Source organism: Streptomyces sp. NPDC030862 (genome assembly GCF_055571835.1).
The window spans coordinates 298,029-321,554 of record NZ_JBVIEN010000002.1 but is presented as its reverse complement, the minus strand read 5'-3'; the positions used below and the strand labels follow the sequence as shown (position 1 = coordinate 321,554).

At 72.0% G+C, this 23,526-nt stretch carries 26 protein-coding genes; 13 read left to right on the top strand and 13 right to left on the bottom strand.

Annotated elements, in window-relative coordinates:
* Positions 1-53 precede the first annotated feature (53 nt).
* Complete coding sequence (locus ACZ42X_RS05760; protein ID WP_031076920.1) at positions 54-239, top strand: DUF6104 family protein; 186 nt, start codon at positions 54-56, stop codon at positions 237-239.
* On the opposite strand, the gene ACZ42X_RS05755 is transcribed toward ACZ42X_RS05760, so the two are convergent.
* Complete coding sequence (locus ACZ42X_RS05755; protein ID WP_468284658.1) at positions 157-1,017, bottom strand: hypothetical protein; 861 nt, start codon at positions 1,015-1,017, stop codon at positions 157-159. The two genes, ACZ42X_RS05760 and ACZ42X_RS05755, sit on opposite strands and share 83 nt — an antisense overlap.
* A gap of 154 nt (positions 1,018-1,171) precedes the next feature.
* Here ACZ42X_RS05755 and ACZ42X_RS05750 point away from each other — a divergent pair, with 154 nt between their 5' ends.
* Both ACZ42X_RS05750 and ACZ42X_RS05745 read left to right on the top strand, forming a co-directional pair.
* Positions 1,172-2,011 (top strand): DUF4097 family beta strand repeat-containing protein, encoded by an 840-nt coding sequence (locus tag ACZ42X_RS05750; protein WP_468284656.1) that lies wholly within the window; start codon positions 1,172-1,174, stop codon positions 2,009-2,011.
* Position 2,012: 1 nt separating this feature from the next.
* Positions 2,013-2,891, top strand: a complete 879-nt coding sequence (locus tag ACZ42X_RS05745) for a PadR family transcriptional regulator (RefSeq protein WP_468284654.1) — start codon at positions 2,013-2,015, stop codon at positions 2,889-2,891.
* A 122-nt stretch (positions 2,892-3,013) separates the two neighbouring features.
* Here the strand turns inward: ACZ42X_RS05745 and ACZ42X_RS05740 are convergent, their stop codons facing one another.
* From ACZ42X_RS05740 to ACZ42X_RS05710, 7 genes are all read right to left on the bottom strand, one after another.
* The gene (locus ACZ42X_RS05740) at positions 3,014-3,583 is read right to left on the bottom strand and encodes a Clp protease N-terminal domain-containing protein (RefSeq protein WP_468284652.1); all 570 of its coding nucleotides are present in this window, start codon (positions 3,581-3,583) and stop codon (positions 3,014-3,016) included.
* Complete coding sequence (locus tag ACZ42X_RS05735) at positions 3,583-3,792, bottom strand: helix-turn-helix domain-containing protein (RefSeq protein ID WP_056794174.1); 210 nt, start codon at positions 3,790-3,792, stop codon at positions 3,583-3,585. Before ACZ42X_RS05735 ends, ACZ42X_RS05740 begins: the two co-directional genes overlap by 1 nt.
* A 32-nt stretch (positions 3,793-3,824) precedes the next feature.
* Positions 3,825-5,162 carry a glycoside hydrolase family 5 protein gene (locus ACZ42X_RS05730; protein ID WP_468284650.1) on the bottom strand — a complete coding sequence of 446 codons (1,338 nt, stop codon included), beginning with the start codon at positions 5,160-5,162 and terminating at the stop codon, positions 3,825-3,827.
* Positions 5,163-5,216: 54 nt separating this feature from the next.
* Entirely contained in the window at positions 5,217-6,182 is a 966-nt protein-coding gene (locus ACZ42X_RS05725) for a zinc-binding dehydrogenase (protein ID WP_468284648.1), read from the bottom strand.
* 54 nt (positions 6,183-6,236) lie between these two features.
* Entirely contained in the window at positions 6,237-7,790 is a 1,554-nt protein-coding gene (locus tag ACZ42X_RS05720) for an alkaline phosphatase D family protein (RefSeq protein WP_468284646.1), read from the bottom strand.
* Positions 7,787-8,359, bottom strand: coding sequence for a phosphoesterase (locus ACZ42X_RS05715; RefSeq protein ID WP_468284644.1), 573 nt, complete (start codon positions 8,357-8,359; stop codon positions 7,787-7,789). The genes ACZ42X_RS05720 and ACZ42X_RS05715 overlap by 4 nt, the downstream gene beginning before the upstream one ends.
* 636 nt (positions 8,360-8,995) lie before the next feature.
* Entirely contained in the window at positions 8,996-10,225 is a 1,230-nt protein-coding gene (locus ACZ42X_RS05710; RefSeq protein WP_361419284.1) for an NAD(P)-dependent malic enzyme, read from the bottom strand.
* A 606-nt stretch (positions 10,226-10,831) separates the two neighbouring features.
* Between ACZ42X_RS05710 and ACZ42X_RS05705 the strand changes: the two genes are divergently transcribed.
* From ACZ42X_RS05705 to ACZ42X_RS05695, 3 genes are read left to right on the top strand one after another with little or no spacing between them, the layout of a single operon-like run.
* Entirely contained in the window at positions 10,832-11,824 is a 993-nt protein-coding gene (locus ACZ42X_RS05705) for an ABC transporter substrate-binding protein (RefSeq protein ID WP_468284641.1), read from the top strand.
* 46 nt (positions 11,825-11,870) lie between these two features.
* The gene (locus ACZ42X_RS05700; protein ID WP_468284639.1) at positions 11,871-12,803 is read left to right on the top strand and encodes an amino acid ABC transporter permease; all 933 of its coding nucleotides are present in this window, start codon (positions 11,871-11,873) and stop codon (positions 12,801-12,803) included.
* Positions 12,800-13,561 carry an amino acid ABC transporter ATP-binding protein gene (locus ACZ42X_RS05695; protein WP_361419293.1) on the top strand — a complete coding sequence of 254 codons (762 nt, stop codon included), beginning with the start codon at positions 12,800-12,802 and terminating at the stop codon, positions 13,559-13,561. The genes ACZ42X_RS05700 and ACZ42X_RS05695 overlap by 4 nt, the downstream gene beginning before the upstream one ends.
* A 58-nt stretch (positions 13,562-13,619) precedes the next feature.
* On the opposite strand, the gene ACZ42X_RS05690 is transcribed toward ACZ42X_RS05695, so the two are convergent.
* Positions 13,620-14,309, bottom strand: coding sequence for a class I SAM-dependent methyltransferase (locus tag ACZ42X_RS05690; RefSeq protein ID WP_468285608.1), 690 nt, complete (start codon positions 14,307-14,309; stop codon positions 13,620-13,622).
* A gap of 145 nt (positions 14,310-14,454) precedes the next feature.
* Here ACZ42X_RS05690 and ACZ42X_RS05685 point away from each other — a divergent pair, with 145 nt between their 5' ends.
* Positions 14,455-15,084 (top strand): CGNR zinc finger domain-containing protein, encoded by a 630-nt coding sequence (locus ACZ42X_RS05685; protein WP_468284637.1) that lies wholly within the window; start codon positions 14,455-14,457, stop codon positions 15,082-15,084.
* Here the strand turns inward: ACZ42X_RS05685 and sodX are convergent.
* Positions 14,988-15,413, bottom strand: coding sequence for a nickel-type superoxide dismutase maturation protease (gene sodX, locus ACZ42X_RS05680; protein ID WP_468284635.1), 426 nt, complete (start codon positions 15,411-15,413; stop codon positions 14,988-14,990). The genes ACZ42X_RS05685 and sodX overlap by 97 nt on opposite strands.
* 141 nt (positions 15,414-15,554) lie before the next feature.
* Between sodX and sodN the strand changes: the two genes are divergently transcribed.
* Positions 15,555-15,950, top strand: a complete 396-nt coding sequence (sodN, locus tag ACZ42X_RS05675) for a superoxide dismutase, Ni (protein ID WP_020130742.1) — start codon at positions 15,555-15,557, stop codon at positions 15,948-15,950.
* A gap of 45 nt (positions 15,951-15,995) precedes the next feature.
* Here the strand turns inward: sodN and ACZ42X_RS05670 are convergent, their stop codons facing one another.
* The gene (locus ACZ42X_RS05670; protein ID WP_468284632.1) at positions 15,996-16,331 is read right to left on the bottom strand and encodes a hypothetical protein; all 336 of its coding nucleotides are present in this window, start codon (positions 16,329-16,331) and stop codon (positions 15,996-15,998) included.
* Between the two features lie 92 nt (positions 16,332-16,423).
* On the opposite strand from ACZ42X_RS05670, the gene ACZ42X_RS05665 reads away from it, so the two are divergent.
* The 4 genes from ACZ42X_RS05665 (at position 16,424) to ACZ42X_RS05650 (ending at position 21,127) form a co-directional block, all read left to right on the top strand.
* Positions 16,424-17,545: a hypothetical protein gene (locus ACZ42X_RS05665; protein ID WP_468284630.1), complete on the top strand. Its 1,122-nt coding sequence runs from the start codon at positions 16,424-16,426 to the stop codon at positions 17,543-17,545.
* A 274-nt stretch (positions 17,546-17,819) separates the two neighbouring features.
* Positions 17,820-18,581 (top strand): B3/B4 domain-containing protein, encoded by a 762-nt coding sequence (locus tag ACZ42X_RS05660; RefSeq protein ID WP_468284628.1) that lies wholly within the window; start codon positions 17,820-17,822, stop codon positions 18,579-18,581.
* A 3-nt stretch (positions 18,582-18,584) separates the two neighbouring features.
* Entirely contained in the window at positions 18,585-19,193 is a 609-nt protein-coding gene (locus tag ACZ42X_RS05655; protein WP_468284626.1) for a LysE/ArgO family amino acid transporter, read from the top strand.
* 41 nt (positions 19,194-19,234) lie between these two features.
* Positions 19,235-21,127 (top strand): KedN5 family methylcobalamin-dependent radical SAM C-methyltransferase, encoded by a 1,893-nt coding sequence (locus tag ACZ42X_RS05650; RefSeq protein WP_468284624.1) that lies wholly within the window; start codon positions 19,235-19,237, stop codon positions 21,125-21,127.
* Positions 21,128-21,141: 14 nt separating this feature from the next.
* Here the strand turns inward: ACZ42X_RS05650 and ACZ42X_RS05645 are convergent, their stop codons facing one another.
* Entirely contained in the window at positions 21,142-22,095 is a 954-nt protein-coding gene (locus ACZ42X_RS05645) for a LysR family transcriptional regulator (protein ID WP_468284622.1), read from the bottom strand.
* 219 nt (positions 22,096-22,314) lie between these two features.
* On the opposite strand from ACZ42X_RS05645, the gene snpA reads away from it, so the two are divergent.
* Entirely contained in the window at positions 22,315-22,959 is a 645-nt protein-coding gene (gene snpA / locus ACZ42X_RS05640) for a snapalysin (RefSeq protein WP_468284620.1), read from the top strand.
* 76 nt (positions 22,960-23,035) lie between these two features.
* Here snpA and ACZ42X_RS05635 read toward each other — a convergent pair whose 3' ends face one another.
* Positions 23,036-23,482: a DUF6304 family protein gene (locus tag ACZ42X_RS05635; protein ID WP_468284618.1), complete on the bottom strand. Its 447-nt coding sequence runs from the start codon at positions 23,480-23,482 to the stop codon at positions 23,036-23,038.
* Between the last annotated feature and the right edge of the window lie 44 nt (positions 23,483-23,526).

Below are 23,526 nucleotides of genomic sequence, written 5' to 3'. Positions count from 1 at the left end.
CGCGAGCTGATCGCGGTGCCGGGCCCTCCGGCGTACTGACTTAATCTGAGGGCATGTACTTCACCGACCGTGGCATCGAGGAACTGGAGAAGCGGCGCGGCGAGGAGGAGGTCACCTTCGAGTGGCTCGCCGAGCAGCTGCGGACGTTCGTCGATCTCAACCCTGACTTCGAGGTTCCCGTGGAGCGTCTGGCGACGTGGCTGGCGCGGCTGGACGACGACGAGGACGACGACCTGTAGGCAGCCCCTTCGCCAGGCCGAGCAGCGCGCCGTTGGCGATGAGCAGGGCGCCGGCCGTGGCCCAGCCGGGGCTGCGGCGTGACAGGGCCCAGGCGAGCAGCGGCACACCGGCCGCCACCTGGACGGCGGCGAGGAGCCTCGGGACCGGGGAGCCGTCGTCGGCGCCGCCGAGGGTGTGCACCTCGTCCCGTACGGCTTCGCGCAGGCCCGGCCACTCCACCGGGTCGGCGCCCTGCTCCTCGGCGGCGGTACGCAGGCGGGCGGCGGGTACGCCGGGGGCGAGGCCGGGCGGCAGTGCGAGGTCCAGCCGGGCCAGGACGGCGAGCAGGCCGAGCAGCCGGGCGCGGGCGTCGGCGACCCGGTCGGGGCGCGTGAGCGGTTCGAGGTCCTGGACGTCCAGGACCGGGTCGAGGCCCAGGCGGGCGGCGAAGGTGTGCATCGCCTCGTCCTCGCCGGCGGGGGTGCCGTCGGCCAGCCAGGTGTAGCCGACGGGACGGCGGAAGCCGGAGGCCAGGGTGTAGCCCGCCCGGTCCGGGTCCCACCACAGTGCGAGCACCGGCCAGGGCGCCGCGACCCCCAGGGCCGCGGCCCAGCCCGCGGCGACCCGCTCGACCGGTTCGCCCTCGTCCAGCCAGGGCCGGCCCTCGGGTACGAGCACGCTCCAGCCCTGGCCCGCGGCGGTGAGGAGCAGGCGTTCGCGCAGGAGCTGCGCCGGCGCCCGTACGACCGCCGGCTCGGCCCGGCAGAGCAGCAGGGCGCCCGTCGATGTCGCGTCCATGCCCCATACGCTAGGCCAATTCGCCCGGGTTCGTACCGCTACGTACGCCGTACCGCTGCGCACCGATCGAGGGCCGCTTGACTTACCGTCACCGCGATATATCGTGTTTTTGACAGCGGACGCGATATGTTGCGTCATGCCCCAGGGAGGCCCCATGCCGGAGTGGTCCGTCACCGAGCCGCGCACCTTCGCCCTCGACGGCGCAGTGACCGCACTGAAGGTCCGTATCGTGAACGGGACGGTCAACGTCGTGGGCGTCGACGAGGGCCCGGCGCGGCTGGAGGTCTCCGAGATCGACGGCCCGCCGCTGATCGTCACCCAGCGCGGCTCGACGCTCACCGTGTCGTACGAGGACCTGCCCTGGAAGGGCTTCCTCAAGTGGTTCGACCGCAAGGGCCGCGACCGCAGCGCCGTCGTCTCGCTCGCCGTGCCGGCGGACGCCTCCGTGGAGGTCGGCGTCGTGGGCGCCGAGGCCGTGGTCTCCGGCGTCCGGGGGCGTACGGAGGTACGCGGCGTCACCGGCGACACCACGCTGGTCGGGCTGGCGGGCCCGGTCCGCGCCGAGACCGTCTCCGGGAACGTGGAGGCGCAGGCGGTCGCCGGCGGGCTGCGGTTCTCCTCGGTCTCCGGCGACCTGACGGTCGTCGACGGCACGGGCGCGTCCGTACGCGCCGACTCGGTCACCGGCGACATGGTCATCGACCTCGACCCCACCGGCCCGGGCACCGACATCCGGCTCACCACGGTCTCCGGCGAGATCGCGCTCCGCATGCCGCACCCGACGGACGCGCGGGTGGAGGCGAACACCACGAGCGGCGCGCTCTCCAGCGCCTTCGACGACCTGCGGGTGGGCGGCCAGTGGGGCTCCAAGAGCATCAAGGGCACGCTCGGCGCGGGCACGGGCACCCTCAAGGCGACCACGGTCTCCGGCTCCATCGCCCTGCTGCGCCGCCCCGAGGCCACGTCCGAGTCCGCCTCCGGAAAGGTGCTGTGACATGCCGCCCGTCTTCGCCCACGGCCGTCTGCGGCTCTACCTGCTGAAGCTCCTCGACGAGTCGCCCCGCCACGGCTACGAGGTGATCCGGCTGCTGGAGGAGCGCTTCCACGGCCTCTACGCCCCGTCGGCCGGCACGGTCTACCCCCGGCTGGCCAAGCTGGAGGCCGAGGGGCTGGTCACGCACACCACCGAGGGCGGCCGCAAGGTGTACTCCCTCACCGACGCCGGCCGCGCGGAGCTGGCCGGCCGCAGCGGCGAACTGGCCGACCTGGAGCAGGAGATCCGCGCCTCCGTCTCCGAGCTCGCCGCCGAGATCCGCGCCGACGTGCGCGGCGCGGCGGGCAAGCTGCGCAGCGAGATGCGCGCGGCGGCGAGCGAGACCCGCAAGGACTCCTGGCGGGAGCAGGCCCGGCGGGCGAAGGAGGAGTCCCACAGGGCCCGCGAGGAGGCGAAGTGGGCGCGTCGCCAGGCCGAGGAGACGCAGGAGAAGGCCCGCGAGGAGGTGCAGCGCCTCGCGCGGCAGGTCCATGACCACCTGACGACGGGCGAGTGGCCCGCGGCCCTCTCCGACCTGACGGGCCGCCTGGGCGGCCTGGGCGGCCTGTTCGACGGTACGCCCCCGGCCACGCCGACCGCCTCTACCGCGCCCCGGCCTCCGTACGACCAGCCGGCCGACGCGCCCGCCTGGCAGGACATCCCGACCACGGAGGACCCGGCCCGCGACCTGGAGCGCCTGCTGGACCGCTTCCGCGACGACATCCGCGACGCGGCCCGCGACCACGGCGTCACCCCGGCCCAACTCGCCGAATCCCGCCGACACCTCTCGACGGCGGCGGCCCACATCGCGGCCCTGCTGCGCGGCGCGCCGCGCGACTGACGGACGCGTCCCGCGGCGCGGAGCCGACGCACCCGGGGCCCTGGAACGCGAACGAGCGAGGCGCCCGGGCGCGGCCGGCTCCGCGCCGCCGACCGGCGCAGGGGCCGGGGCGGGAGAAGGCCTCAGCCGGCCTTCGCCGCGCCCCCGGCAGCCCCCAGCACCCGCTCCACCCCCGCGTACGTCACTCCGTGCTCCGCCAGCACATCCGCCACCACGCCCGGGCGGGCCGTCAGGGCCAACAGCAGGTGCTCGTCGCCGATGTGGCGGTCCCCGCGGCCCAGCGCGACGCGCAGGGAGCGTTCCAGGGCGTCCTTCGCGGGGCGGCTGAAGGAGGGCCGGGACCCCGACCACCAGCGCTTCGAGCCGTGGTCGCCCGCCAGGACGCCCTCGCCGTGCACCGCCTCGACGCGCGAGACGATCGCGGTCACGTCGATGCCGATGCCCTCCAGCGCCTCCGCGTCCGCCTTGGTCAGGCCGCCGCGCCGCCGGGCGTCCGCCAGGCCGGCCTCGACCGACGCGCGGCGCCCCGCGACACCCAGGGCGGCGAAGGCCGCGGAGGACGGCGCGCCCTCCAGGTCCAGCAGGGCCAGCAGCAGGTGCTCCTCCGTCACGGAGTCCGCGCCGGCCCCCTCCGCGAGGGCGACGGCGCCGGTGACCACGGTCCGGGCGCTCTTCGTGAACCTCTCGAACATCAATGCCTCCCGTACTTCTTGTGTACGGCCTGCCGACTGACGCCCAGCTCGGCCGCGATCTCCTGCCACGACCAGCCCTGGGCCCGGGCGCTGCGAACCTGTACGGCTTCCAGTTGCTCCAGCAGCCGCCGCAGCGCGGCGACCGCGCGCAGTCCGACCCTGGGGTCGCGGTCGCCCGCACGGGCGGCGAGATCGGTTGCTTCCGTCATGGTGTCAACTTACGTTGACATCAGCAGGAGCGTCAACCCCGGTTGACGGACACCGTGACCGTCGCGCCCGGCACCGCCCGCACCACCACCCGCCCGGCCGGGCTCGGGAGCACCCACGCGCGCCCCTCCACCGTCACGCGCCAGCCACTCGGGCTCGGCAGGGACAGCTCCGTGGCGCCGCCGCGACCCGCGACGTACACCAGCCGGGACGGGCTCTGCTCGACCACCCGGCCCGCCACCGCCTCCGCGTACGGCGCGGCCGTCTGCTCCTTGTTCGTACGCCAGGCGCCCGAGGAGTCGACGGCGCAGTAGCCGCCGCCGTAACACCACACATAGCCCGCCCACCCCGAGCTGTAGCGGTTCAGGGAGGCGAGCGCCTCGCGGTAGAAGCGGCCCATGTTGGGCAGGGAGTTGTTCAGCGGACCCCACTCCCCCACCACCACCGGCACCCGGTACTCCTTCGGGTACGCCGTCACCGCCGCCTCGTACGCCTCGATCCAGCCGGCCGCCGGGTCGTAGTCCGCGCCCGCCTCCATGGCGGTGTTGTAGAAGTGCGGCGCGTAGACGACCTTCGGGTCCTCGACCTTCCCCAGCCCCGTCGGCACGCCCTCCCCCACGATCGGGGTCGGCTCGACGAACACCCAGGTGTCGTCGTCGACGGAACGGATCGCGTCCGCCAGGCGGTTGTACATCGGGGTGAGCTGTTCCCGCTCGATCCGGCGGGCGGCCGCCGGCAGGTCCTCGCCCTCGCGCAGCTCGCCCATGGGTTCGTTGATGAGGTCGTAGCCGAGGACCGCCGGGTGGTGCTCGAAGCGGTCGGCGAGCACCCGCCACATCCTCGCCTGGGCGCGCTGCAGGTCCTCGTCCTCGTACAGGTGCGTGAAGGCCCGCTGGACGGCGGGCTCGAAGTACTCGGCGAACCAGTCGTCCGGGTGCGGGGTGAAGGGCAGCCCGTCGGTGCGCGTGGCCCACTCGGGGATCCCGCGGTGACCGAAGGCCGGACCGAAGACGTCCTGGTGGGCGTCGATGACGACGTGGACGTCGTACGTGTGCGCCCAGTCCAGGATCCGCTCGATCTTGCGCAGGTACGCCTCGCTGTACTGGCCTCGCCTGGGCTCCAGGTCGTCCCAGAAGACCAGCAGGCGGGCGAAGTTGAAGCCCCGCGCGCGCAGGTCGCGGAAGTGCTTCTCGGTGATGGCGGACAGGGCGGCGTCGCCGCGGTGCGTCTTGTCCTCGACGTTCCAGCCGCGCAGGGTCAGGACGCGGCCGCGGTCGTCGGTGAGGCGCGGTATGTCGGTGGTGTCCGTATCCGCGTGCGCGGCAGGAGCGAGGGCCAGCAGGGCGGAGAGGGCGAGTGCGAGAGCGCGCATGAGGGACCTCCGGCATCGGGTGCCGGAGATCCCATCAGCGCGGCTGACGCTCCATCAAGAGGTGGTGAGGACAATCTTTCCGAACAGGTCCCCGGCGGCCATCTTCTCGAAGCCCTCGCGCGCCCGGTCCAGCGGCAGCACCTCGTCGATGACCGGCCGTACGCCCGTCGCCGCGCAGAAGGAGAGCAGGTCCTCCAGTTCGTCCTTGGTGCCCATGGTCGAGCCCACGACCTTCAGCTCCAGGAAGAAGATGCGGGTCAGCTCGGCGTGCGAGGGCCGGTCGCCGCTCGTCGCGCCCGAGATCACCAGCGTGCCGCCGGGCCGCAGTGACTTCACCGAGTGCGACCAGGTCGCCGCGCCGACGGTCTCGATGACCGCGTCCACCCGCCGCGGCAGCCGCGCGCCGGGCTCGTACGCCTCGACCGCGCCCAGCTCCAGCGCCCGCTCGCGCTTGGCCTCGTCGCGGCTGGTGGCGAAGACCCGCAGGCCGGCCGCCTTGCCGAGGACGATCGCGGCCGTGGCGACGCCGCCGCCCGCGCCCTGCACGAGGACCGAGTCGCCGGGCCGGACACCGGCGTTGGTGAACAGCATCCGGTACGCCGTCAGCCACGCGGTCGGCAGGCAGGCGGCCTCCTCGAACGACAGCTCCTTCGGCTTCGGCAGGACGTTCCAGGCCGGGACGGTGACGCGCTCGGCGAAGGTGCCCTGGTAGCGCTCGGTGAGGATGGAACGGGGCTCGTCCGGTCCGACGCCGTGCCCGCTCTGGCCGATGACGGAGTGGAGGACCACCTCCCGGCCCTGCTCGTCGATGCCGGCGGCGTCGCAGCCGAGGATCATCGGCAGCTTGTCCTCGGCGAGCCCCACCCCGCGCAGCGACCACAGGTCGTGGTGGTTGAGGGAGGCGGCCTTGACGGTGACGGTGGTCCAGCCGGGGCGTACCTCGGGCTCCGGGCGTTCGCCCAGCTCAAGGCCGTTCAGGGGCTGGTCGCGGTCGATTTTGGCGGCGTAGGCAGCGAACATGACCCGAGGTTAGGGCGGCACCGGTGCGCGGCGGAACCGCGCACCGGTGTGATGTCAGTCCCTGCGCCACTGCGCCGGCGAGGACTTCGTCGCCGGGTCCTCGTACGAACCGGTCCTGCCCCGGTCCACGTGGAACGACGTCAGCGTCGTCACCGGTGACACCGGGTCGCGGCGGTCGGCGATCACCCGCATATGGGCGGAGAAACGTTCCGGCGTGACCTCGTAGACGTCGTAGCCGTACCGGTTGCCCTCGAAGTACTTCAGATGCGGGTTGGCCTTGCCCATCAGGGGGCCGTTGGTCGCGTTCCAGTCGGCGGAGTACGCGCCCGAGGTCACGGAGTGGGCGGTGAACTCCGTCCCGACGAGCGGCGACGACGTGTCGTCGAAGTCCACCCGGACGTCGTCGACGAACGCCGAGTGCCAGTCGCCCGTGATCACCACCAGGTCCTCCAGCCCGCTGGTGTGCACATGGCCGAGGACCTCCTTCCGCTCCGCCAGGAAGCCGTCCCACTGGTCGGTGAACATGTACGAGCCGCCCGGCCGGCCCCGCAGCTGGCTGAGCATGATCGAGTTCGCCCACACGTGCCAGGAGTCGGGTGCGCGGTCGATGTTCCCCTTGAGCCACGCCTTCTGGGCGCCGCCCAGGATGGTGCCGTCCGCGAGGTTCTGCGCCGAGCGGTACGAGCGCAGGTCGAGGACCGTCAGCTCCAGCAGGTCGCCCCAGCGGCGGGTGCGGTGGATCACCGGGTCCGGCAGCGCGGACTCGCCGCCGTCCCGGTGCGGCATGTTCTCGTACCAGGCCTGGTACGCGGCCGCCCGCCGCTGGAGGAAGGGCGCCCCGCCGCCCGTACCGCTGTAGTCGTTGGCGACCTCGTGGTCGTCCCAGGTGAGGAACCAGGGGTGGGCGGCGTGTGCCTCGCGCAGGGAGGCGTCGCCCTTGTAGAGGGCGTGGCGGCGCCGGTAGTCGGCGAGCGTGAACACCGCGGGGCCCTCGTGGTCGCGTACGTGGTCGCCGCCGACCGGCCCGTGCTCGTAGATGTAGTCGCCGAGGTGCACCACGAAGTCGACGTTCTCGCGGGCGATGCCGCGGTGGGCGGCGTAGTAGCCGTCGTGGAAGGCCTGACAGTTGGCGGCGGCGAACCGTACGCGCGGGACGGCGCCGACCGGCGCGGTCCGGGTCCGGCCGACCCGGCTCGTCACACCCAGCGCCTTGAAGGCGTACCAGTAGTGGCGGCCCGCGCTCAGGCCCTGCACCGGTACGTGGACGCTGTGGCCGAGCGTCGCCGAGGCGGGCGCGGTGCCTCGGGCGACGATCCGGCTCATGGCCTGGTCCTCGGCCACCGCCCACTCGACCTCGACGACCTCGGGCAGCTGCTGCTCGGCCGCGAGCGGCTCCGGCGCGAGGCGCGTCCACAGCACGACGCCGGAGGCCTGCGGGTCGCCGGAGGCCACGCCGAGGGTGAAGGGCGCCGGGTCGTACTCCGCGCCGAGCGCCTGGGCGGCTTCGAGGGCCTGCGCGGGCGAGAGGCCGGCGCTGAGCGGCCAGACCACGTTGAGCGCGCCGGCGGCCCCGGCGGCCTTGAGCAGGGTGCGTCGGTCGAGCGTCACTTCTGTACCCCCGTGAGCATGAGCGTGATCCCGTCGGCGTAGCCGTCGTTGGAGGTCCCGCCCCCGGTACGGGTCAGGACGAGCAGCACCCGCGCGGTCCTGGCGCCGGGCGGCACGGCCGCGGCGGCCTTCCGCTCCACGAGCCCGGTCCGCCCCTTGCGCTCGGCGGCCGTCACCGGCCCGAGCACGCTGAGCGCGACGGGCGTCCCCTTGGCGTCCCGGAACTCCACGGAGAGCCGCGCTCCGTCCTCCTGCGACGCGTATCCGCCGAGCCAGGCGCCGACGGCGTACCGCACCTGTCCCGCGTCGACGGCCGCGTGGCCGGTCGCGCCGGTCGCGGGCAGCACGATGTCCTGCACCAGCGCGGTGCGCGGCGCGTTGCCGCCGGAGAAGAACCGGCTCCCGCGCTGCGCGGGGCCGGGGTCCGAGGCGGTGGGGTAGCCCCCGCCGTGGCTGTACGCGACGAGGGCGGGCGCGCCCTGCACGACCCGCCAGCCGGTCACGGCCCCGACGGGTTCGGCGGTCCCTCCGGGCCCGCTCTCGGCGTCACCGTTGACGACCAGGTTCACTCGCGCCTCCTTATCGGGTGGGGCTTGGCGCGCTGCATCACAGCAGCCGCACATGAACCGACGGAAGCCCGCGGACGAACTTTGCGAACCCGGTCCAAGGACCTCCGCCGAAAGTCCAAGCCCCTGAGCCTTGGAGGCCCACGCGCGGGGCGTCCGCATGGGCGGCTCCTGTCGGTGCGGGGGTCCGGGGCGGGGCCCCTCCGGGCTCGACTCCTCGGCGCCTCCGGCCTTGGGTACCGCGATTCGGCATGCTTTCGTAGCCGTCGGTCGCCTGCGGGGACGACCCTCCACGGCCCCACCCCTCGGCCCGTCGCCCGGCTGCGGGTCGACGTCGGTTTCCCCGCCCACCGGGGGTACGTCGCACGGACGGTGGATCGGGTCCGGTCACGTGAGGGGGACGGGGGCGGAGCGTGGGGGGTGCTCGGGCGTAAGACGACTGAACTCGCGCGAAGCGCGGTGAACGAGAGCCCGAGGACCCCCCACCGGAGCCCCCGGCACCCGACCCGCACCCACCGGGCAGCAAGCCTCGCGCAGCGGCCCGCGGACACGCGAAAGGGCCGTACCGCACCCCCGCAGGGATGCGGCACGGCCCTCGAAACCAGCTACGCCACAGCGGCCAGCGTCACGCGGCGAGCGTCACGCCCGGGCCACGCCCTCCGCGCGCGCCGCCGCCGCGACGGCCGCCGTGACCGCCGGGGCCACGCGCTCGTCGAAGGGCGACGGGATCACGTAGTCGGCCGCCAGCTGGTCGCCGACCACATCGGCCAGCGCGTTCGCCGCGGCGATCTTCATGCCCTCGGTGATCCGGGAGGCCCGGACCTGCAGCGCGCCGGCGAAGATGCCGGGGAAGGCCAGCACGTTGTTGATCTGGTTCGGGTAGTCCGAGCGGCCCGTCGCGACGACCGCCGCGTACTTGTGCGCCACGTCCGGGTGAACCTCGGGGTTCGGGTTGGCCATGGCGAAGACGAAGGCGTTCGGCGCCATGGAGGCGACGGCCGCCTCCGGCACCGTGCCGCCCGAGACGCCGATGAAGACGTCCGCGCCGGCGAGCGCGGTCTCCAGCGAGCCGGTGATCCCGGCGCGGTTGGTGAGCTCGGCGAGCTCGCGCTTGACGTCCGTGAGGTCGTCGCGGTCACGGCTGACGATGCCCTTGCGGTCGGCGACGGCGACGTCACCGAGACCGGCCTCGAGCAGCATCTTGGCGATGGCGACACCCGCCGCGCCGGCGCCGGAGATGACGGCGCGCAGGTCGCCGAGCGTCCGCCCGGTGAGCTTCGCGGCGTTGCGCAGCGCGGCGAGGGTGACGACGGCGGTGCCGTGCTGGTCGTCGTGGAAGATCGGGATGTCGACGCGCTCCTGGAGCTTGCGCTCGATCTCGAAGCAACGGGGCGCCGAGATGTCCTCGAGGTTCACTCCGCCGAAGGAGGGCGCGAGGCGGACGACGGTGTCGACGATCTCGTCGACGTCGGTCGTCGCGAGAGCGATCGGCACCGCGTCGACGCCGCCGAACTGCTTGAAGAGGATCGCTTTCCCCTCCATGACCGGAAGCGACGCCTCCGGACCGATGTCACCGAGTCCCAGCACGGCCGTGCCGTCGGTGACGACGGCGACGACCTGGGACTTCCAGGTGTAGTCGTGCACGAGCTCGGGACGCTCGGCGATGGCGCTGCACACCTTGGCGACGCCGGGTGTGTACGCGAGGGACAGGTCGTCCTTGTCCCGCACCGGCACCGTGGCCTGGACGGCCATCTTTCCGCCCCGGTGGAGGGCGAATGCCGGATCGATGTCCAGGTCGAAGGACTCGTCGGCCGAGCCCTCCGCGCCGGCACCGCTGTCGGTGCGAGGATTGACGATCTCCGCTGCCATTTGTTTGACCCCTTAAGTCTTTACAGTTGAGGGTGGCCACTCCTGGTTGAGGAGGGGTGGGCGGGCACCGCGTCCGCGCCCCGGCCGGGCGTACTGCCCTGCCGGGAGGAGGTACGGACGCGTCGGACGCGCCGCACACGCGCCCTGAGCCCCGGATGAGGGGTGTAAAGGTCCTTCTTACCGGACGGACCTGTCCGCGGACGAGTCGGTATCCGGTGAGCCAAGGCCCCGGATGATCCGGAGGACGCCGCCGCTTCTGTATTCCCCCAGGTGGCGAAGGTGCGACTCATGACCGAATATCTGGACAAGTCCGCACGCCACCCGGATTGCGACCGCAATCCCGTCCATATGACGAGATCAACCGGAGATTTTCCGGCCGGATGAAGGCAACCCCGTAGAAGGTCCGGCCCTGATGTACCGGCCTGTTGGGGTTCGGGGGTCTCCCGTTATCCGATTTTGACATGCGGAGGCCCCTGTTCGGGCTAGTCCGAATGGCAAGATGCCCCTAATCACACGAGGTCGCGACACCCGAAGGTGCGTGCCCGACCACCGTGCCGACGATGGGCCACCCCTCATACGCCGCTTTTGAGCCGGAGGAAACCGACCATGACCGCAAGCACCACCCGCAGTACGACCGCAGCGAGGGCCCGGACGCCGCACGCGTCCAAGTTGGCCGCGGTCGCCGCGATCGCGGTCGCCGGCACCATGCTGCTGACCGCCTGCGGTGACCAGACCAACCGCGCCAAGTCCGGTGGCAAGGAGGCCGCCGCGGCCCCGGCCGTGCCGCACCCGCTGGCCCACCTCCTCCCGAAGGACATCCGCGACAAGGGCGTCATCAAGGTCGGTTCGGACATCGCGTACCCGCCGGTCGAGTTCAAGGACAAGGGCGGCAAGATCACGGGCATCGACCCGGACCTCGCCTACGCGCTGAGCAAGCAGCTCGGGGTGCGGTTCGAGTTCGAGAACGGCACCTTCGACACCCTGATCACCGGTCTGCGCGCCAAGCGCTACGACATCGCCATGTCGGCGATGACGGACACCAAGGACCGCCAGATGGGTATCGACTCCGAGACGAAGAAGAAGGTCGGTGAGGGCGTCGACTTCGTCGACTACTTCAGCGCCGGCGTCTCGATCTACACCAAGCTGGGCGTCGACACGGGCATCAAGACCTGGGCCGACCTGTGCGAGAAGAAGCTCGTCGTGCAGCGCGGCACCGTCTCCGAGGACCTCGCCAAGAGCGAGTCCGCGAAGTGCGTCGCGGCGAAGAAGGGCCCGATCGCGATCGAGGCCTTCGACACCGACCAGCAGGCCCAGACCCGCCTGCGGTCCGGCGGCGCCGACGCCGGTTCGTCGGACTACCCGGTCGCGGCGTACGCCGTGAAGACCTCGGGCGGCGGCAAGGACTTCCAGATCGTCGGCGAGCAGGTCGAGGCGGCCCCGTACGGCATCGCCGTCGCCAAGGGCAACACGCAGCTGCGCGACGCGATCAAGGCGGCCCTGGACACCATCATCGCCACCGGCGAGTACAAGACGGTCCTGGACAAGTGGGGTGTCGCCGCCGGTGCGGTGACCGAAGCGAAGATCAACGGCGGTTCCTGACCAGCCGGCCACACCAGCACCGCGTAGGCCTCTGAAAGGCACCACCGTGACTGACATCAAGAAGACGGACGCGGCGGACGCCACGCCGCCCGCCGGACCGGAAGCCCTCAAGGCGATCCCGGTCCGCCACTACGGCCGGTACGTCACCGCGCTCGTCGCCATCGCGGCCTTCGTCGCGATCATCTACGCCTTCTCGCAGGGCAAGATCAACTGGGACGCCGTCCCCACCTACTTCTTCGACGACCGGATCATCGAGGGCGTCGGCCAGACGCTCCTGCTGACCATCCTGTCCATGGCGATCGGCATCATCGGCGGCATCGTCCTCGCGGTGATGCGGCTGTCGAAGAACCCGGTGACCTCCTCCATCTCCTGGTTCTACATCTGGTTCTTCCGGGGCACCCCGGTCCTGGTCCAGCTGTTCCTCTGGTTCAACCTGGGCCTGGTCTTCGAGTACATCAACCTCGGCCCGGTCTACAAGGACGAGTGGTCCGACTTCATGACGCCGTTCCTGACGGCGCTGCTGGGCCTCGGCCTCAACGAGGCCGCGTACATGGCCGAGATCTGCCGCGCGGGCCTCCTCGCGGTCGACGAGGGCCAGACCGAGGCGTCCCACGCCCTGGGCATGAGCCACGGCAAGACCCTGCGCCGGATCGTCATCCCGCAGGCGATGCGCGTGATCGTGCCGCCCACGGGCAACGAGGTCATCAACATGCTGAAGACGACCTCGCTGGTGGCGGCCGTGCAGTACTACGAGCTGCTGCGCAACGCGCAGGACATCGGCCAGACGTCCGGCGCCCCGGTGGAGATGCTCTTCGTCGCCGCCGCCTGGTACCTGATCATGACCTCGGTGCTCAGCGTCGGCCAGTTCTACCTGGAGCGGTACTACGCGCGCGGCTCCAGCCGCAGCCTCCCGCCCACCCCCTGGCAGAAGGTCAAGACGACCCTCTCCACGTTCCGCCGCCCGGAGGTGGCCCGATGACCGCCATGGTGAAGGCCGAGGGCGTCCACAAGTCCTACGGCGCCGCGCACATCCTCAAGGGAATCGACCTGGAGGTCGCCGCGGGCGAGGTGTTCTGCCTCATCGGCCCGTCCGGCTCCGGCAAGTCGACCTTCCTGCGGTGCATCAACCACCTGGAGAAGATCAACGCCGGACGGCTGTACGTCGACGGCGAGCTCGTCGGCTACCGCCAGAAGGGCGACAAGCTGTACGAGCTGAAGGACAGCGAGGTGGCGCTCAAGCGGCGCGACATCGGCATGGTCTTCCAGCGCTTCAACCTCTTCCCGCACATGACGGCCCTCGAGAACGTCATGGAGGCGCCGATCCAGGTCAAGGGCGAGGCGAAGGCCGTCGCCCGCGAGCGGGCCGGCAAGCTGCTGGACCGGGTGGGCCTCGCCGACAAGGCCGGCAACTACCCCTCGCAGCTCTCCGGCGGCCAACAGCAGCGCGTGGCCATCGCCCGCGCGCTGGCGATGGAGCCGAAGCTGATGCTCTTCGACGAGCCGACGTCGGCGCTCGACCCGGAGCTGGTGGGTGACGTCCTGGACGTCATGCGGGACCTGGCCGAGTCGGGCATGACGATGGTCGTGGTCACCCACGAGATGGGCTTCGCCCGCGAGGTGGGCGACTCGCTCGTCTTCATGGACGGCGGCGTGGTGGTCGAGTCGGGCAACCCGCGCGACGTCCTGACCAACCCGCAGCACGACCGAACGAAGGCGTTCCTGTCCAAGGTGCTGTGACCCCGGCATGACGGAAGGGGCGGTACGGATCACCCGTACCGCCCCTTCCGCGTCCGGTCTACTTCAGCGCCAGGACGAGCGAGTCGGACGGCGAGGACCACACGGCCCTGGCCTCGGCGAAGCCGGCCTCGCGCAGGGTGCGCGCGTGCCACTCCAGGGACGGGGTGTCGCCCTCGGCGTGCTCGCCGTAGATCGCGAACCGCTCGGCGGTCGGCGCGGCGAGCACCGGGTCCTCGGCGGCGAGCTCCCACCACTGGGTCCAGTCGAGCGCGCCGTCGGCCTTGGCGCGCTCCATGGCGGCGTGGCGGTGGGCGCGCTCGGCGGCGTTGATGCGGGGCGTGGACTCGTCGCGCATGTGGTCGGCGTTCATGAAGACGCCGCCCTCGCGGACGAGGCCGCCGAGCCGCCCGTAGAGGGCGGCGAGCGGTTCGGTCCGCAGCCAGTGCAGCGCCGTGGCGGTCAGGACGGCGTCGTACGTGTCGTACGGCAGCGCCTCGGTCCACGCGGGGTCGGTGAGGTCGGCCCGGACGAACCGGACGCGGTCGTCCCCGGCGAAGTAGCCTTCGGCGATGGTGAGCAGGGCGGGGTCGAGGTCGACGCCGGTGCTGGTGGCGTCCGGGAACCTTCTGAGGAGCCGGTCCGTGATACTCCCCGTACCGCACGCGAGGTCGAGCACCCGCGGTGCCGGGCCGACGAGGGCCTCCACCATGTCGAGCATGACCCGGAACCGCTCCTCGCGGTCGGGCATGTACCACTCCTGCTGGCGGTCCCAGCTCTCCTGCCAGGCCCGCCAGTCCGTGCCCGTGAACGCCTCCGTCACCGCGACCTCCGTAATACCCTCGTAGGAGATGGGTCTCTTACAGGACCTTAGACCGCTGCCGTAAGGACTACAAGTGGAACTGGCCTCTTACTCGGATTACGCCGTTCGACTGGTGAACACCGAGGAGCCGGCGCGCAACAAGGACTCCCTCACCTCGGTGGAGGCGGTACGCGCGCTGTTCGGCGAGGCGTCGCAGATGGCGCGGCGCGCCACCGACGCGGACGTGACCCGATTCCGCTCCGTACGGGCCCGGCTGCGCGCGGTCTTCACGGCGGCGGACGCCGGCGACCAGACGCACGCCGTGGACCTGCTGAACTCACTGCTCCTGGAGTTCCCGGTCAGTCCGCAGATCTCCGGCCACGACTACCTCGACGAGGAGGGCCGGCCGCGCTGGCACCTCCACCTGGCCGACCACCCGTCCAACGCGACCGCCGGGTTCGCCGCCATCGCCGCGATGGGCCTCGCCATCCACCTGACCGAGTTCGGCGCCGACCGGCTGGGCCTGTGCCAGGCCGCGCCGTGCCGCAACGCGTACCTGGACACCTCGACCAACCGCTCGCGCCGCTACTGCTCCGACCGCTGCGCCACGCGCGCCAACGTCGCCGCCTACCGGGCCCGCAAGCGCCTGGAGACCGAGCGGTCGGCGGGCACCGGCCGCACCGCCGACACCAGCCAGGAGAGCACCACCCCGAGCGACCGCTGACGCCCGGGCCGAATGCCCCGGTACCGGATCCGCACCCGGCCCAGCACCAGCTCGACCGGCACCGCGCCGAACGCCCGGCTGTCCACCACGTCCGCGTCCGGGTTGTCCCCCAGCACCCACCAGCCGTCGGCGCGCCGCTCGGCCAGCCGCTTCACGACGAGCAGATCCTGCTGGAGCGGGTGGCGCAGCACCGCCACGTCCCCGGCCCTGAGCTCAGCCCCGTAGTGCACCAGCAGCTGGTCCCCGTGCCGGAGCGTCGGCACCATGGAAACCCCGGTGACCTCGGCAATCCCGAACGACACCCTCGTTCCCCGCCCCTGCTCCGCCATTCCGGTACCTCCGGTCCTTCCTCCACGAGTCCCATGGTGACCCTGGACTTTTGTCCTAAGCACCCGGGGGCGCCCGCGAAAACCGGTCCCCCACGGAGTAATGTCCCACCTGAGAAGACGATCACGAGGAAGGACAGCTCAATGCTCTCCCGCCTGTTTGCCCCGAAGGTGAAGGTCAGCGCGCACTGCGACCTCCCCTGCGGTGTCTACGACCCGGCCCAGGCCCGCATCGAGGCCGAGTCGGTCAAGGCCGTCCAGGAGAAGATGGCCGCCAACGACGACCCGCACTTCCAGGCCCGCGCCACGGTCATCAAGGAGCAGCGCGCGGAGCTGGCCAAGCACCACGTCTCGGTGCTGTGGAGCGACTACTTCAAGCCCCCGCACTTCGAGAAGTACCCGCAGCTGCACCAGCTGGTCAACGACACCCTGAAGGCCCTGTCGGCGGCGAAGGCCTCCACGGACCCGAAGACCGGTGAGAAGGCGCTGGAGCTCATCGCCGAGATCGACAAGATCTTCTGGGAGACCAAGAAGGCTTGATCTCGCCCTAGGCCGCCTGACCTGCACTTTCGCGAGTCTGGCTACCTACTGTCCGCACCCGGTCCGCAGGCCGCCGAGCACGGCGTCCATGACGGCCCGGGTGCGGTCTTCTTCCCGGGCTTCTTGCCGATCAGTCCCAGTAGGACGGCGGCTGGTCGACTCGACCGCCTCTGTGGGCGGTGGGGATGTGGTCGTCGGCACCGCCGTGAGCGAGTCCGGGGGCGACGTCAGCTCCGGGAAGGGCGGCCGGAGCTTGAAGTTGCCGAAGAGGGCTCGCGTGCTCACCGTACTGCGGGTCAGCCGTCGGCAACGGGTGATCTCGTAGGGGAACCAGTGCAACCGGTAGGAGGTGTACGGGGTGCACTCCTCCAGGCCGGCCATCGCCCCGATCTCGCGCGGGAGCCGAACCAGGTTGCGCGGACCGCGACAACCTCCTGGCATGTGCGGCCGTACCGCTCACTACGCTGGCGGGCGTGACCACTCCGTCGACCCCGACCCCACGACTGACCCTGGAAGCCGCCAGGACCCTCCACCGCATGCTCGGGGCCGACATCGCTCCCGGTCTCAGCGAAGCGGAGCTCGACGCGGTCGAGGAGCGGTTCGGCTTCAGCTTCGCGGCGGACCACCGGGTCTTCCTGGCGGCCGGTCTCCCGCGGGGATCGCGACACTGGCCCGACTGGCGGCACGGCGACCCCGAGGACCTGACCGAGTGGCTCGCCCGGCCGGTCGAGGGGGTGCTCTTCGACGTGGAGCACAACGGGTTCTGGCACCCCGCCTGGCCGTCGAGGCCGGCGGAGACATCCAAGGCACTGCGCGTCGCACGCTCCGAGCTCGCGGCCGTCCCCCAGCTGGTCCCGGTCTACAGCCACCGCTACCTGCCCGGCACGGCGGGCGAGCACGGTCATCCCGTTCTGTCCGTCCACCAGACCGACATCATCCTGTACGGCAACGACCTCGCCGACTACATCCGCCACGAGTTCACCGGCCGCGCGGGCTCCTCCCTTTCCGCCCGCGCCACCGTCGACTTCTGGTCGTACTTCGTCGAGGGCGGCCCCGACTTCGACGCCACCGCGCCCACGCCGTACGCCCCGTACGCCGCGACCGTCCCGGAGGCCGTCGAGTGCCTCCGCATGCTGGCCCTGGAACGCCTGATCGGCCGCCGCCCCTCCCCGGAGCAGCTGATCGAAGCCGGCCTCACGGCCCTGGTCCTCGACGTCGAGGCCCCGTCCCTCCCGCTGCTCGCCGGCCTGTTGCGCGCCGAGCGCGACAAGGCGGATGCCCTCTTCGACGAGGTACTCGCCGAGCTGGACCTGCTGCAGGACCTCCCCGCCGAAGCGGCCCGCCGGCAGCTGGTGCACTGGTGGCTCCGCCTCATCGTGTCCGGCAGCCTGGCCCCCGGCCCCGGCGGCGACCTCATCAAGCACGAGGGCTGGGCCGCCCTCGGCCACCCCGAAGGGCTCAGGCCCCTGGTCGACGCGGTCGACGCGTACAACGCCGGGGCGGCGCTGCCGCCGAGCCGCCGCGAACACCTGGCGGAAGCGATCGTCACCGAGGCCGAGCGGTTGCTCTCGGGGGCTTGGCCTCCGCGGGCCTGACTCCGCGGCCTGAGGCGTCGTCGTAGGCCCCGCCGCCCGCCCCGCGGACTTCGGCCACATCGCGGGACGGAACCCGCCATCCCCCCGGCGGCCGGTTGAAGGTGCGACGAGTCATGGACTGGACTGGGGCGCGGGCCCGCCGCCTCGCCGCGTCTCACGAGGACGCGCCCGCGCCGCTCCCACACACGTGTGTGTGGTGACATCGCCTCCTCCCACACGTTGGACAGTGCGCACGTACGCACCCCCAGTCCCACCGACGTCAGGAACCGCCCGCATGACGACCGACGCCGTCACCACCCAGCTCGCCGAACGCCGACTGACGCTCGGGATCGACCCGGAGATCGCCGACCGCTACCCCGACTGCCGGACCGCCGTCGTCCTGGCGCTGGGCGTGGACAACTCCCGTCCGTGGACGCGGACCGAGTCGGAGCTCGCCGCCCTCGAGACCGAGGTGGCCGATGGCCGGCGGGCCATGCCCGGCGAGGACCACCCGGCCATCGCCGCCTGGCACAGCCTGCTGCGCAGCTTCGGGACCAATCCGCGGCGGATGCGGCCGAGCGTCGACGCGCTGGGCCGGCGTCTCGCCAAGTCCGGGCGGCTGCCGCGGATCTCGCCGCTCGTCGACACCTGCAACCTCGTCTCCCTGCGGTACACCCTGCCCACCGGCGGCTACGACCTGGACCACATCCGCCACGGCTTCACGCTGCGCTACGCCCGCCCCGGTGACGTACACGTCCCCCTGGGGCAGCCGGACGTGTGCGAGACCCCGCTGCCCGGGGAGATCGTGTACGCGGACGGCGGCCAGGTGCTCACGCGTCACTGGAACCACCGGGACGCCGACAACACCAAGGTCACGGAGGCCACCGTCGACGCCGTGCTGTTCCTGGAGGGCATCTCCCCCGCCATCGGGCCGGAGGTGCTGGAGCGGGCGCAGCGGGAGCTCGCCGACCGGGTCGCCCCGTACGCCGCGTCGGTCACCCTGCACGCCTTCGACCCGGCCCGGGAGACGACGGTCGCCTGGTCGCCCACACGCTGACCCGTGGAGACCTACTTCGCGGGGATGCTGCTCGGGCTGGCCATGATCACGCCGATCGGGCCGCAGAACATCTTCCTCATCAACCAGGGCTTCACCTTCGGCGTGCCGCGCGTCTTCGTCGCGGTGGTGGCCGCCGGGGTCTGCGACACCGTGCTGATATCCCTCGGCGGTGCCGGGACCTCGGCGGTCCTGACCCGCATACCGGGCCTCAAGACGTTCCTCCTGGCCGCCGGGGTGGTCTTCCTGACCTACCTGGCGGTCAAGTCGTTCCGCGTCCGGCCGGAGGACTTCGACCAGTCCGCCGCCCCCGAGATGCGCTGGCGGCGGGTGGTCGCCCAGTGCGCCTCGGTCACCATCCTCAACCCCCACTCGGTGCTGGACGTCGTCGGCATCCTCGGCGTGGCCATCGCCGCCCAGGACCCCGACCTGCGCCCCGTCTTCGCCGCCGGCACCGTGAGCGCCTCGTGGGTCTGGTTCACCCTCCTCGCCCTGGGCGCCGCCACGCTCCGGCGCTGGCTGACGCCGTACCGCCGGATGTGGATCGACCGGGTCTCCGGAGCCCTGCTCCTGCTCTTCGCCGGGCTCTTCGCCCTCGAACTCCTCCGTTCCTGACGTACGTACCCATGCACTTACGCACCGGAAGGAATTTCGCCATGCTCAAGATCGGCTTAGTGCAGCAGAGCGCCTGGGACCTCCCCATCGACTCCATGCCGCTCGCCGCCGGGTACCTGAAGGCCGTGCTGGACGCCGACTCCGACCTCGGGCCCGAGACGGACGTACGCATCCACAACCTGCGCGGCGGCTGGTCCATCACGCAGATGGCGCGCATCGTCTTCGGCGACGGCGACATACCGGATGTCCTGGCGTTCTCCGTACTGGGCTGGAACTACCGCAACTTCGCGTGCCTCGCCGAGCTGTTCAAGCAGCTCAAGCCGGACGGCGTCACCGTCTTCGGCGGCAACCACGTCAGCAACCAGGGCACCAAGGTGTTCCGCGAGTGCCCGGCCGTCGACATCGTCGTCAACGGCGAGGGCGAGCTGACCTTCCGGGACCTGACCGCCGCCCTGCTCGCCGACCGCCACCGGCCGGACCTCGCCGGTGTCGCCGGGCTCTCCTTCCGGTCGCCGGAGGACGGCACGAGCTGCGTGACCACGGCGGACCGCGACCGGATCGACGACCTGGACGTCATCCCCTCGCCGTTCCTCACCGGGGCGATCCCGCTCCTCGACCGCGACGGGCACTTCCCGTACGAGTTCGCCCTCCTGGAGACCAACCGCGGCTGCCCGTACAAGTGCTCCTTCTGCTACTGGGGCGGCGCCACCGGCCAGCGCGTCCGGTCCTTCTCGCGCGAGCGGCTCGCCGCCGAACTCGACCTGTTCGGGTACCACGAGGTCCCCACCGTCTTCCTCTGCGACGCCAACTTCGGCATGCTCCAGGCCGACGAGGAGTTCACCGAGGACCTCCTGCGCGTGAACGGGAAGTACGGCTTCCCCACCGCCCTGGAGGCGAACTGGGCCAAGAACAAGTCCGAGCGCTTCCACCGCATCGTCCGCACCCTCAAGGAGCGCGGCTTCAAGAGCTCCTTCACGCTGGCGCTCCAGACCCTCTCGGACGAGGCGCTCACCGACATGAAGCGCCGCAACATGAAGCTGAACCAGTGGGAGGAGCTGACCGACTGGCTGGCGGAGGAGGAGATGGAGGCGTTCGTCGAGCTCATCTGGGGCGCCCCCGGCGAGACGACGGAGACCTTCTTCGACGGGTACGACCGGCTCGCCGAGAAGGTCCCCCGGATCGCCGTCTATCCGCTGCTGCTCCTGCCGAACACCGCCTACAGCGAGCAGCGCGACCTCCACGGCTTCGTGACCGTACGCGGCCAGTCGGACGACTTCGAGTACGTGCTCGCCAACCGCAGTTCCACCCTCGACGAGAACTTCCGCATGCAGCGCTTCATGTACCTGGCGCGGATCCTCGGCGAGAACCAGTACGTCAAGCGGCTGTGGCACCCGGCGCGGCGGCTGGCCGGGATGACGCAGTCGCAGGTCGTCCACTCGCTGCTGGAGTGGATCGACGCCTCCGACCACCCGTCCGTCGCCGCCTTCCGCGAGGGGTTCCCGGTGATCGCCGAGTCGCCGGCCGTCGCGGCCGGCCACCGCATGCTCTACGGCGACCCGCTGCTGGACCGCGAGATCGAACGGTGGTGGACGGAGACGGTCGTGGAGCGCTTCCCGGCACAGTGGGCGGACGCGGGCCGGTACATGTACGCCTTCGAGCGCTGGAGCCGGCCCGTCTACCAGCCGCCGGGCGCCGCGCTGCCGGCGGGCTGGCGCGAGGCCGGGGACGGTACGTACGAGAGCGAGGAGGTCGCCTTCCCGTACCCCTTGGCGGAGCTCCTCGACGCCGTCGCCGCCGGCGACCTCACGCCGCCGCGCGCGGCGGAGACCCGCTATGTGTTCCGGGGCCTGCGCGGCTTCTACCAGCACCTCGACAACCACGAGACCGGCGCCCACTACTTCACCCGTGCCGGCCGCGTTCCCGTGCCGGCCTGAGCCGAGCCGCGCTCTCAGGCCGCGTGCGGGAGCGGGTTCCCGTGGCGCAGCAGCCACTGCCGGTACGGGGCCGCGCGCAGGGCCGCCTCGCGGTAGGCGGCCGCGAGCTCCGCGTACGCCGCCTCGGCGGCCTCGGCGCCCGGCCGGTGGTACAGCAGGAGGCGTACGGCGAGGGGGTCGTCGCGTAACGGGCGGATCGCCATGTCGTCGCGCGGCCCCGAGGTCGGCTGGCACGGGGCCACGGCCTCGCCGGCCACGATGAGCGACGCGGCCGTGTGGTAGTCGCCGTGCAGCACGGGCGGGTCGATCCCGGCCGCCCACAGCACCCGCCGCAGCCCGTCCCACTCGCCGTCCACGGTCGGGTCGACCATCCACCGGTCGCCCGCCAGGTCGGCGAGGTCCACGACCGGCTCGGCGGCGGCCGGGTGGTCCCGCGGCAGGGAGATGAACTGCGGCTCCCGCTCGACCAGCACGCGCCGCTCCAGCCCCTCCGGCACGCGCAGCGGACAGCCCTCCACCTCGTGGACGAAGGCCACGTCGAGCCGCCCGGCCGCGAGGCCGCGCAGCAGGGCGCCCGCCGAGACGTCCATGTGCAGCGAGATGTCCGTGCCGGGCAGCCGTCCGCGCAGCCGCCGCAGCCAGCCCGCGAGCGCCCGGCTGGCGGTGGAGCCGATACGGAGCCGGGCCGCACCGTCGGCGCGCGCGGCGGCGGCACGGGTCTCGCTGACGAGCCGGTCCAGCTGCGCCACCAGGGGGCGGGCGCGGCTCAGTACGGCGAGGCCGATCGGGGTCGGCCGGCAGCCGGTCCGCTCGCGGGCGAAGAGCTCGGCGCCCAGGGCGTGTTCGATGCGGCGCAGCTGGGTCGTCAGCGACGGCTGGCTGATGCCCAGGTGCCGGGCGGCCTTGTGCAGGCTGCCCGTGTCGGCGATGGCGCACAGCGCCCGCAGATGCCTCACCTCCAGCTCCATGCCCCGAGGGTAGGGCGGCCCCCTGGCGTCACACCAGACTCAAGGACCGGGCGGAAACAGCCTGTTGAGGGGCGATGCGCTCGTCCTATCGCCCGTTGACATCATCCGTACGCGCGGTGGGCTCCTCGACACTCTGTCCCACCGACGTCCCGCCGGCGTCGGTCCGACATCCGACCGAACGCGTCCACCCAACCGTTCGGGAGCGAGTAGGAGCCCCCCATGAGACACCGCAAGGCCGTACTGGCCGCCGCCCTGAGCCTGACCGCGGCTCTGGCGGCCGTACCCGCCACGACCGCCACCGCCGCACCCTCCCCGGCCCCCGGCTACGCGGCGTACGCCGGGTCGGCCGAGAACGCCAAGGCCAACAAGGCGTTCTACGAGGCCGTGATGCGCTCGGTCGCCGAGAAGCGCGCCGCCGACCCCGGCGCGCTCGCCGTCACCGTCGTCTACTCGGCGGCCAACGCGCCGAGCTTCCGCACCCAGATAGCCCGCTCCACGCAGATCTGGAACAGCTCCGTCAGCAACGTGAAGCTGCAGGAGGGCAGCAACCCGGACTTCCGGTACTACGAGGGCAACGACTCGCGCGGCTCGTACGCGTCGACCGACGGGCACGGCAACGGCTACATCTTCCTCGACTACCGGCAGAACCAGATCTACAACTCCACCCGGGTCACCGCCCACGAGACCGGCCACGTCCTCGGCCTGCCGGACCACTACTCGGGTCCGTGCAGCGAGCTGATGTCGGGCGGCGGCCCCGGCCCGTCCTGCCAGAACGCGCAGCCGAACGCGCAGGAGCGCAGCCGCGTGGACTACCTGTGGCGCAACGGCCTCGCGGCGGCGGTCGCGGCGGCGAAGGTCTCCTGACCCTCTGGTGGGCGCCCCGCGGCCTCGCGGGGCGCCTCGTCGTGGGCCGCGCCGTCGTCGGGCGCCCCGTCCGCCGTCAGGCGGCTTCCAGGAGCTTCCGGGCGAACCGCGCCCCGGGCGGCAGCTGACGCAGGATGCGGTCCAGCGCCAGGTCGAAGTCGCCACCGGCCAGGCCGGACTCGTACGCCGCGCCGCCGAAGTGCAGGGTCAGCTGAAGATCCACCCGCTCGGGTGAGCCGTCGGACAGGGCTTCACCGAGCGCCAACAGGCAACTGAGCGTGGACCGTTGGGGCGTGCCGTCGATGACGACGGGCAGTGGCAGGTCCCACTCCAGCACGCAGCCCGCCAACGGCAGGCCGCCGTTCTCCTCCGCTGCCCGCAGCGCGGCGCAGCTCGCGCCCGCGTACTCCACGCCCCTGATACGGGTGGCGATGCGCTTCCCGTCGGACGTGATGGTGATGGCTTCCGCACCCCGGCGGTCCCGGTACCAGCCGGTCCAGACTTCCGTCGACTCCGATGACATGGCGCGGACTGTAGCGGTATGACTGCCTCCGACGTGCGGCCGGA

Excerpts from the sequence above, each read along its gene's own strand:
- ACZ42X_RS05750 (WP_468284656.1), top strand. The coding sequence starts at position 1,172 with ATGCCGGAGTGGTCCGTCACCGAGCCGCGCACCTTCGCCCTCGACGGC.
- ACZ42X_RS05730 (WP_468284650.1), bottom strand. The coding sequence starts at position 5,162 with ATGCGCGCTCTCGCACTCGCCCTCTCCGCCCTGCTGGCCCTCGCTCCT.
- sodX (WP_468284635.1), bottom strand. The coding sequence starts at position 15,413 with ATGGCGGAGCAGGGGCGGGGAACGAGGGTGTCGTTCGGGATTGCCGAG.
- ACZ42X_RS05755 (WP_468284658.1), bottom strand. The coding sequence starts at position 1,017 with ATGGACGCGACATCGACGGGCGCCCTGCTGCTCTGCCGGGCCGAGCCG.
- ACZ42X_RS05650 (WP_468284624.1), top strand. The coding sequence starts at position 19,235 with ATGCTCAAGATCGGCTTAGTGCAGCAGAGCGCCTGGGACCTCCCCATC.
- ACZ42X_RS05745 (WP_468284654.1), top strand. The coding sequence starts at position 2,013 with ATGCCGCCCGTCTTCGCCCACGGCCGTCTGCGGCTCTACCTGCTGAAG.
- ACZ42X_RS05690 (WP_468285608.1), bottom strand. The coding sequence starts at position 14,309 with ATGCCCGACCGCGAGGAGCGGTTCCGGGTCATGCTCGACATGGTGGAG.
- ACZ42X_RS05670 (WP_468284632.1), bottom strand. The coding sequence starts at position 16,331 with ATGGCCGGCCTGGAGGAGTGCACCCCGTACACCTCCTACCGGTTGCAC.
- ACZ42X_RS05740 (WP_468284652.1), bottom strand. The coding sequence starts at position 3,583 with ATGTTCGAGAGGTTCACGAAGAGCGCCCGGACCGTGGTCACCGGCGCC.
- ACZ42X_RS05660 (WP_468284628.1), top strand. The coding sequence starts at position 17,820 with ATGACGACCGACGCCGTCACCACCCAGCTCGCCGAACGCCGACTGACG.
- ACZ42X_RS05705 (WP_468284641.1), top strand. The coding sequence starts at position 10,832 with ATGACCGCAAGCACCACCCGCAGTACGACCGCAGCGAGGGCCCGGACG.
- ACZ42X_RS05635 (WP_468284618.1), bottom strand. The coding sequence starts at position 23,482 with ATGTCATCGGAGTCGACGGAAGTCTGGACCGGCTGGTACCGGGACCGC.
- ACZ42X_RS05710 (WP_361419284.1), bottom strand. The coding sequence starts at position 10,225 with ATGGCAGCGGAGATCGTCAATCCTCGCACCGACAGCGGTGCCGGCGCG.
- ACZ42X_RS05735 (WP_056794174.1), bottom strand. The coding sequence starts at position 3,792 with ATGACGGAAGCAACCGATCTCGCCGCCCGTGCGGGCGACCGCGACCCC.
- ACZ42X_RS05760 (WP_031076920.1), top strand. The coding sequence starts at position 54 with ATGTACTTCACCGACCGTGGCATCGAGGAACTGGAGAAGCGGCGCGGC.
- ACZ42X_RS05645 (WP_468284622.1), bottom strand. The coding sequence starts at position 22,095 with ATGGAGCTGGAGGTGAGGCATCTGCGGGCGCTGTGCGCCATCGCCGAC.
- sodN (WP_020130742.1), top strand. The coding sequence starts at position 15,555 with ATGCTCTCCCGCCTGTTTGCCCCGAAGGTGAAGGTCAGCGCGCACTGC.
- snpA (WP_468284620.1), top strand. The coding sequence starts at position 22,315 with ATGAGACACCGCAAGGCCGTACTGGCCGCCGCCCTGAGCCTGACCGCG.
- ACZ42X_RS05725 (WP_468284648.1), bottom strand. The coding sequence starts at position 6,182 with ATGTTCGCTGCCTACGCCGCCAAAATCGACCGCGACCAGCCCCTGAAC.
- ACZ42X_RS05695 (WP_361419293.1), top strand. The coding sequence starts at position 12,800 with ATGACCGCCATGGTGAAGGCCGAGGGCGTCCACAAGTCCTACGGCGCC.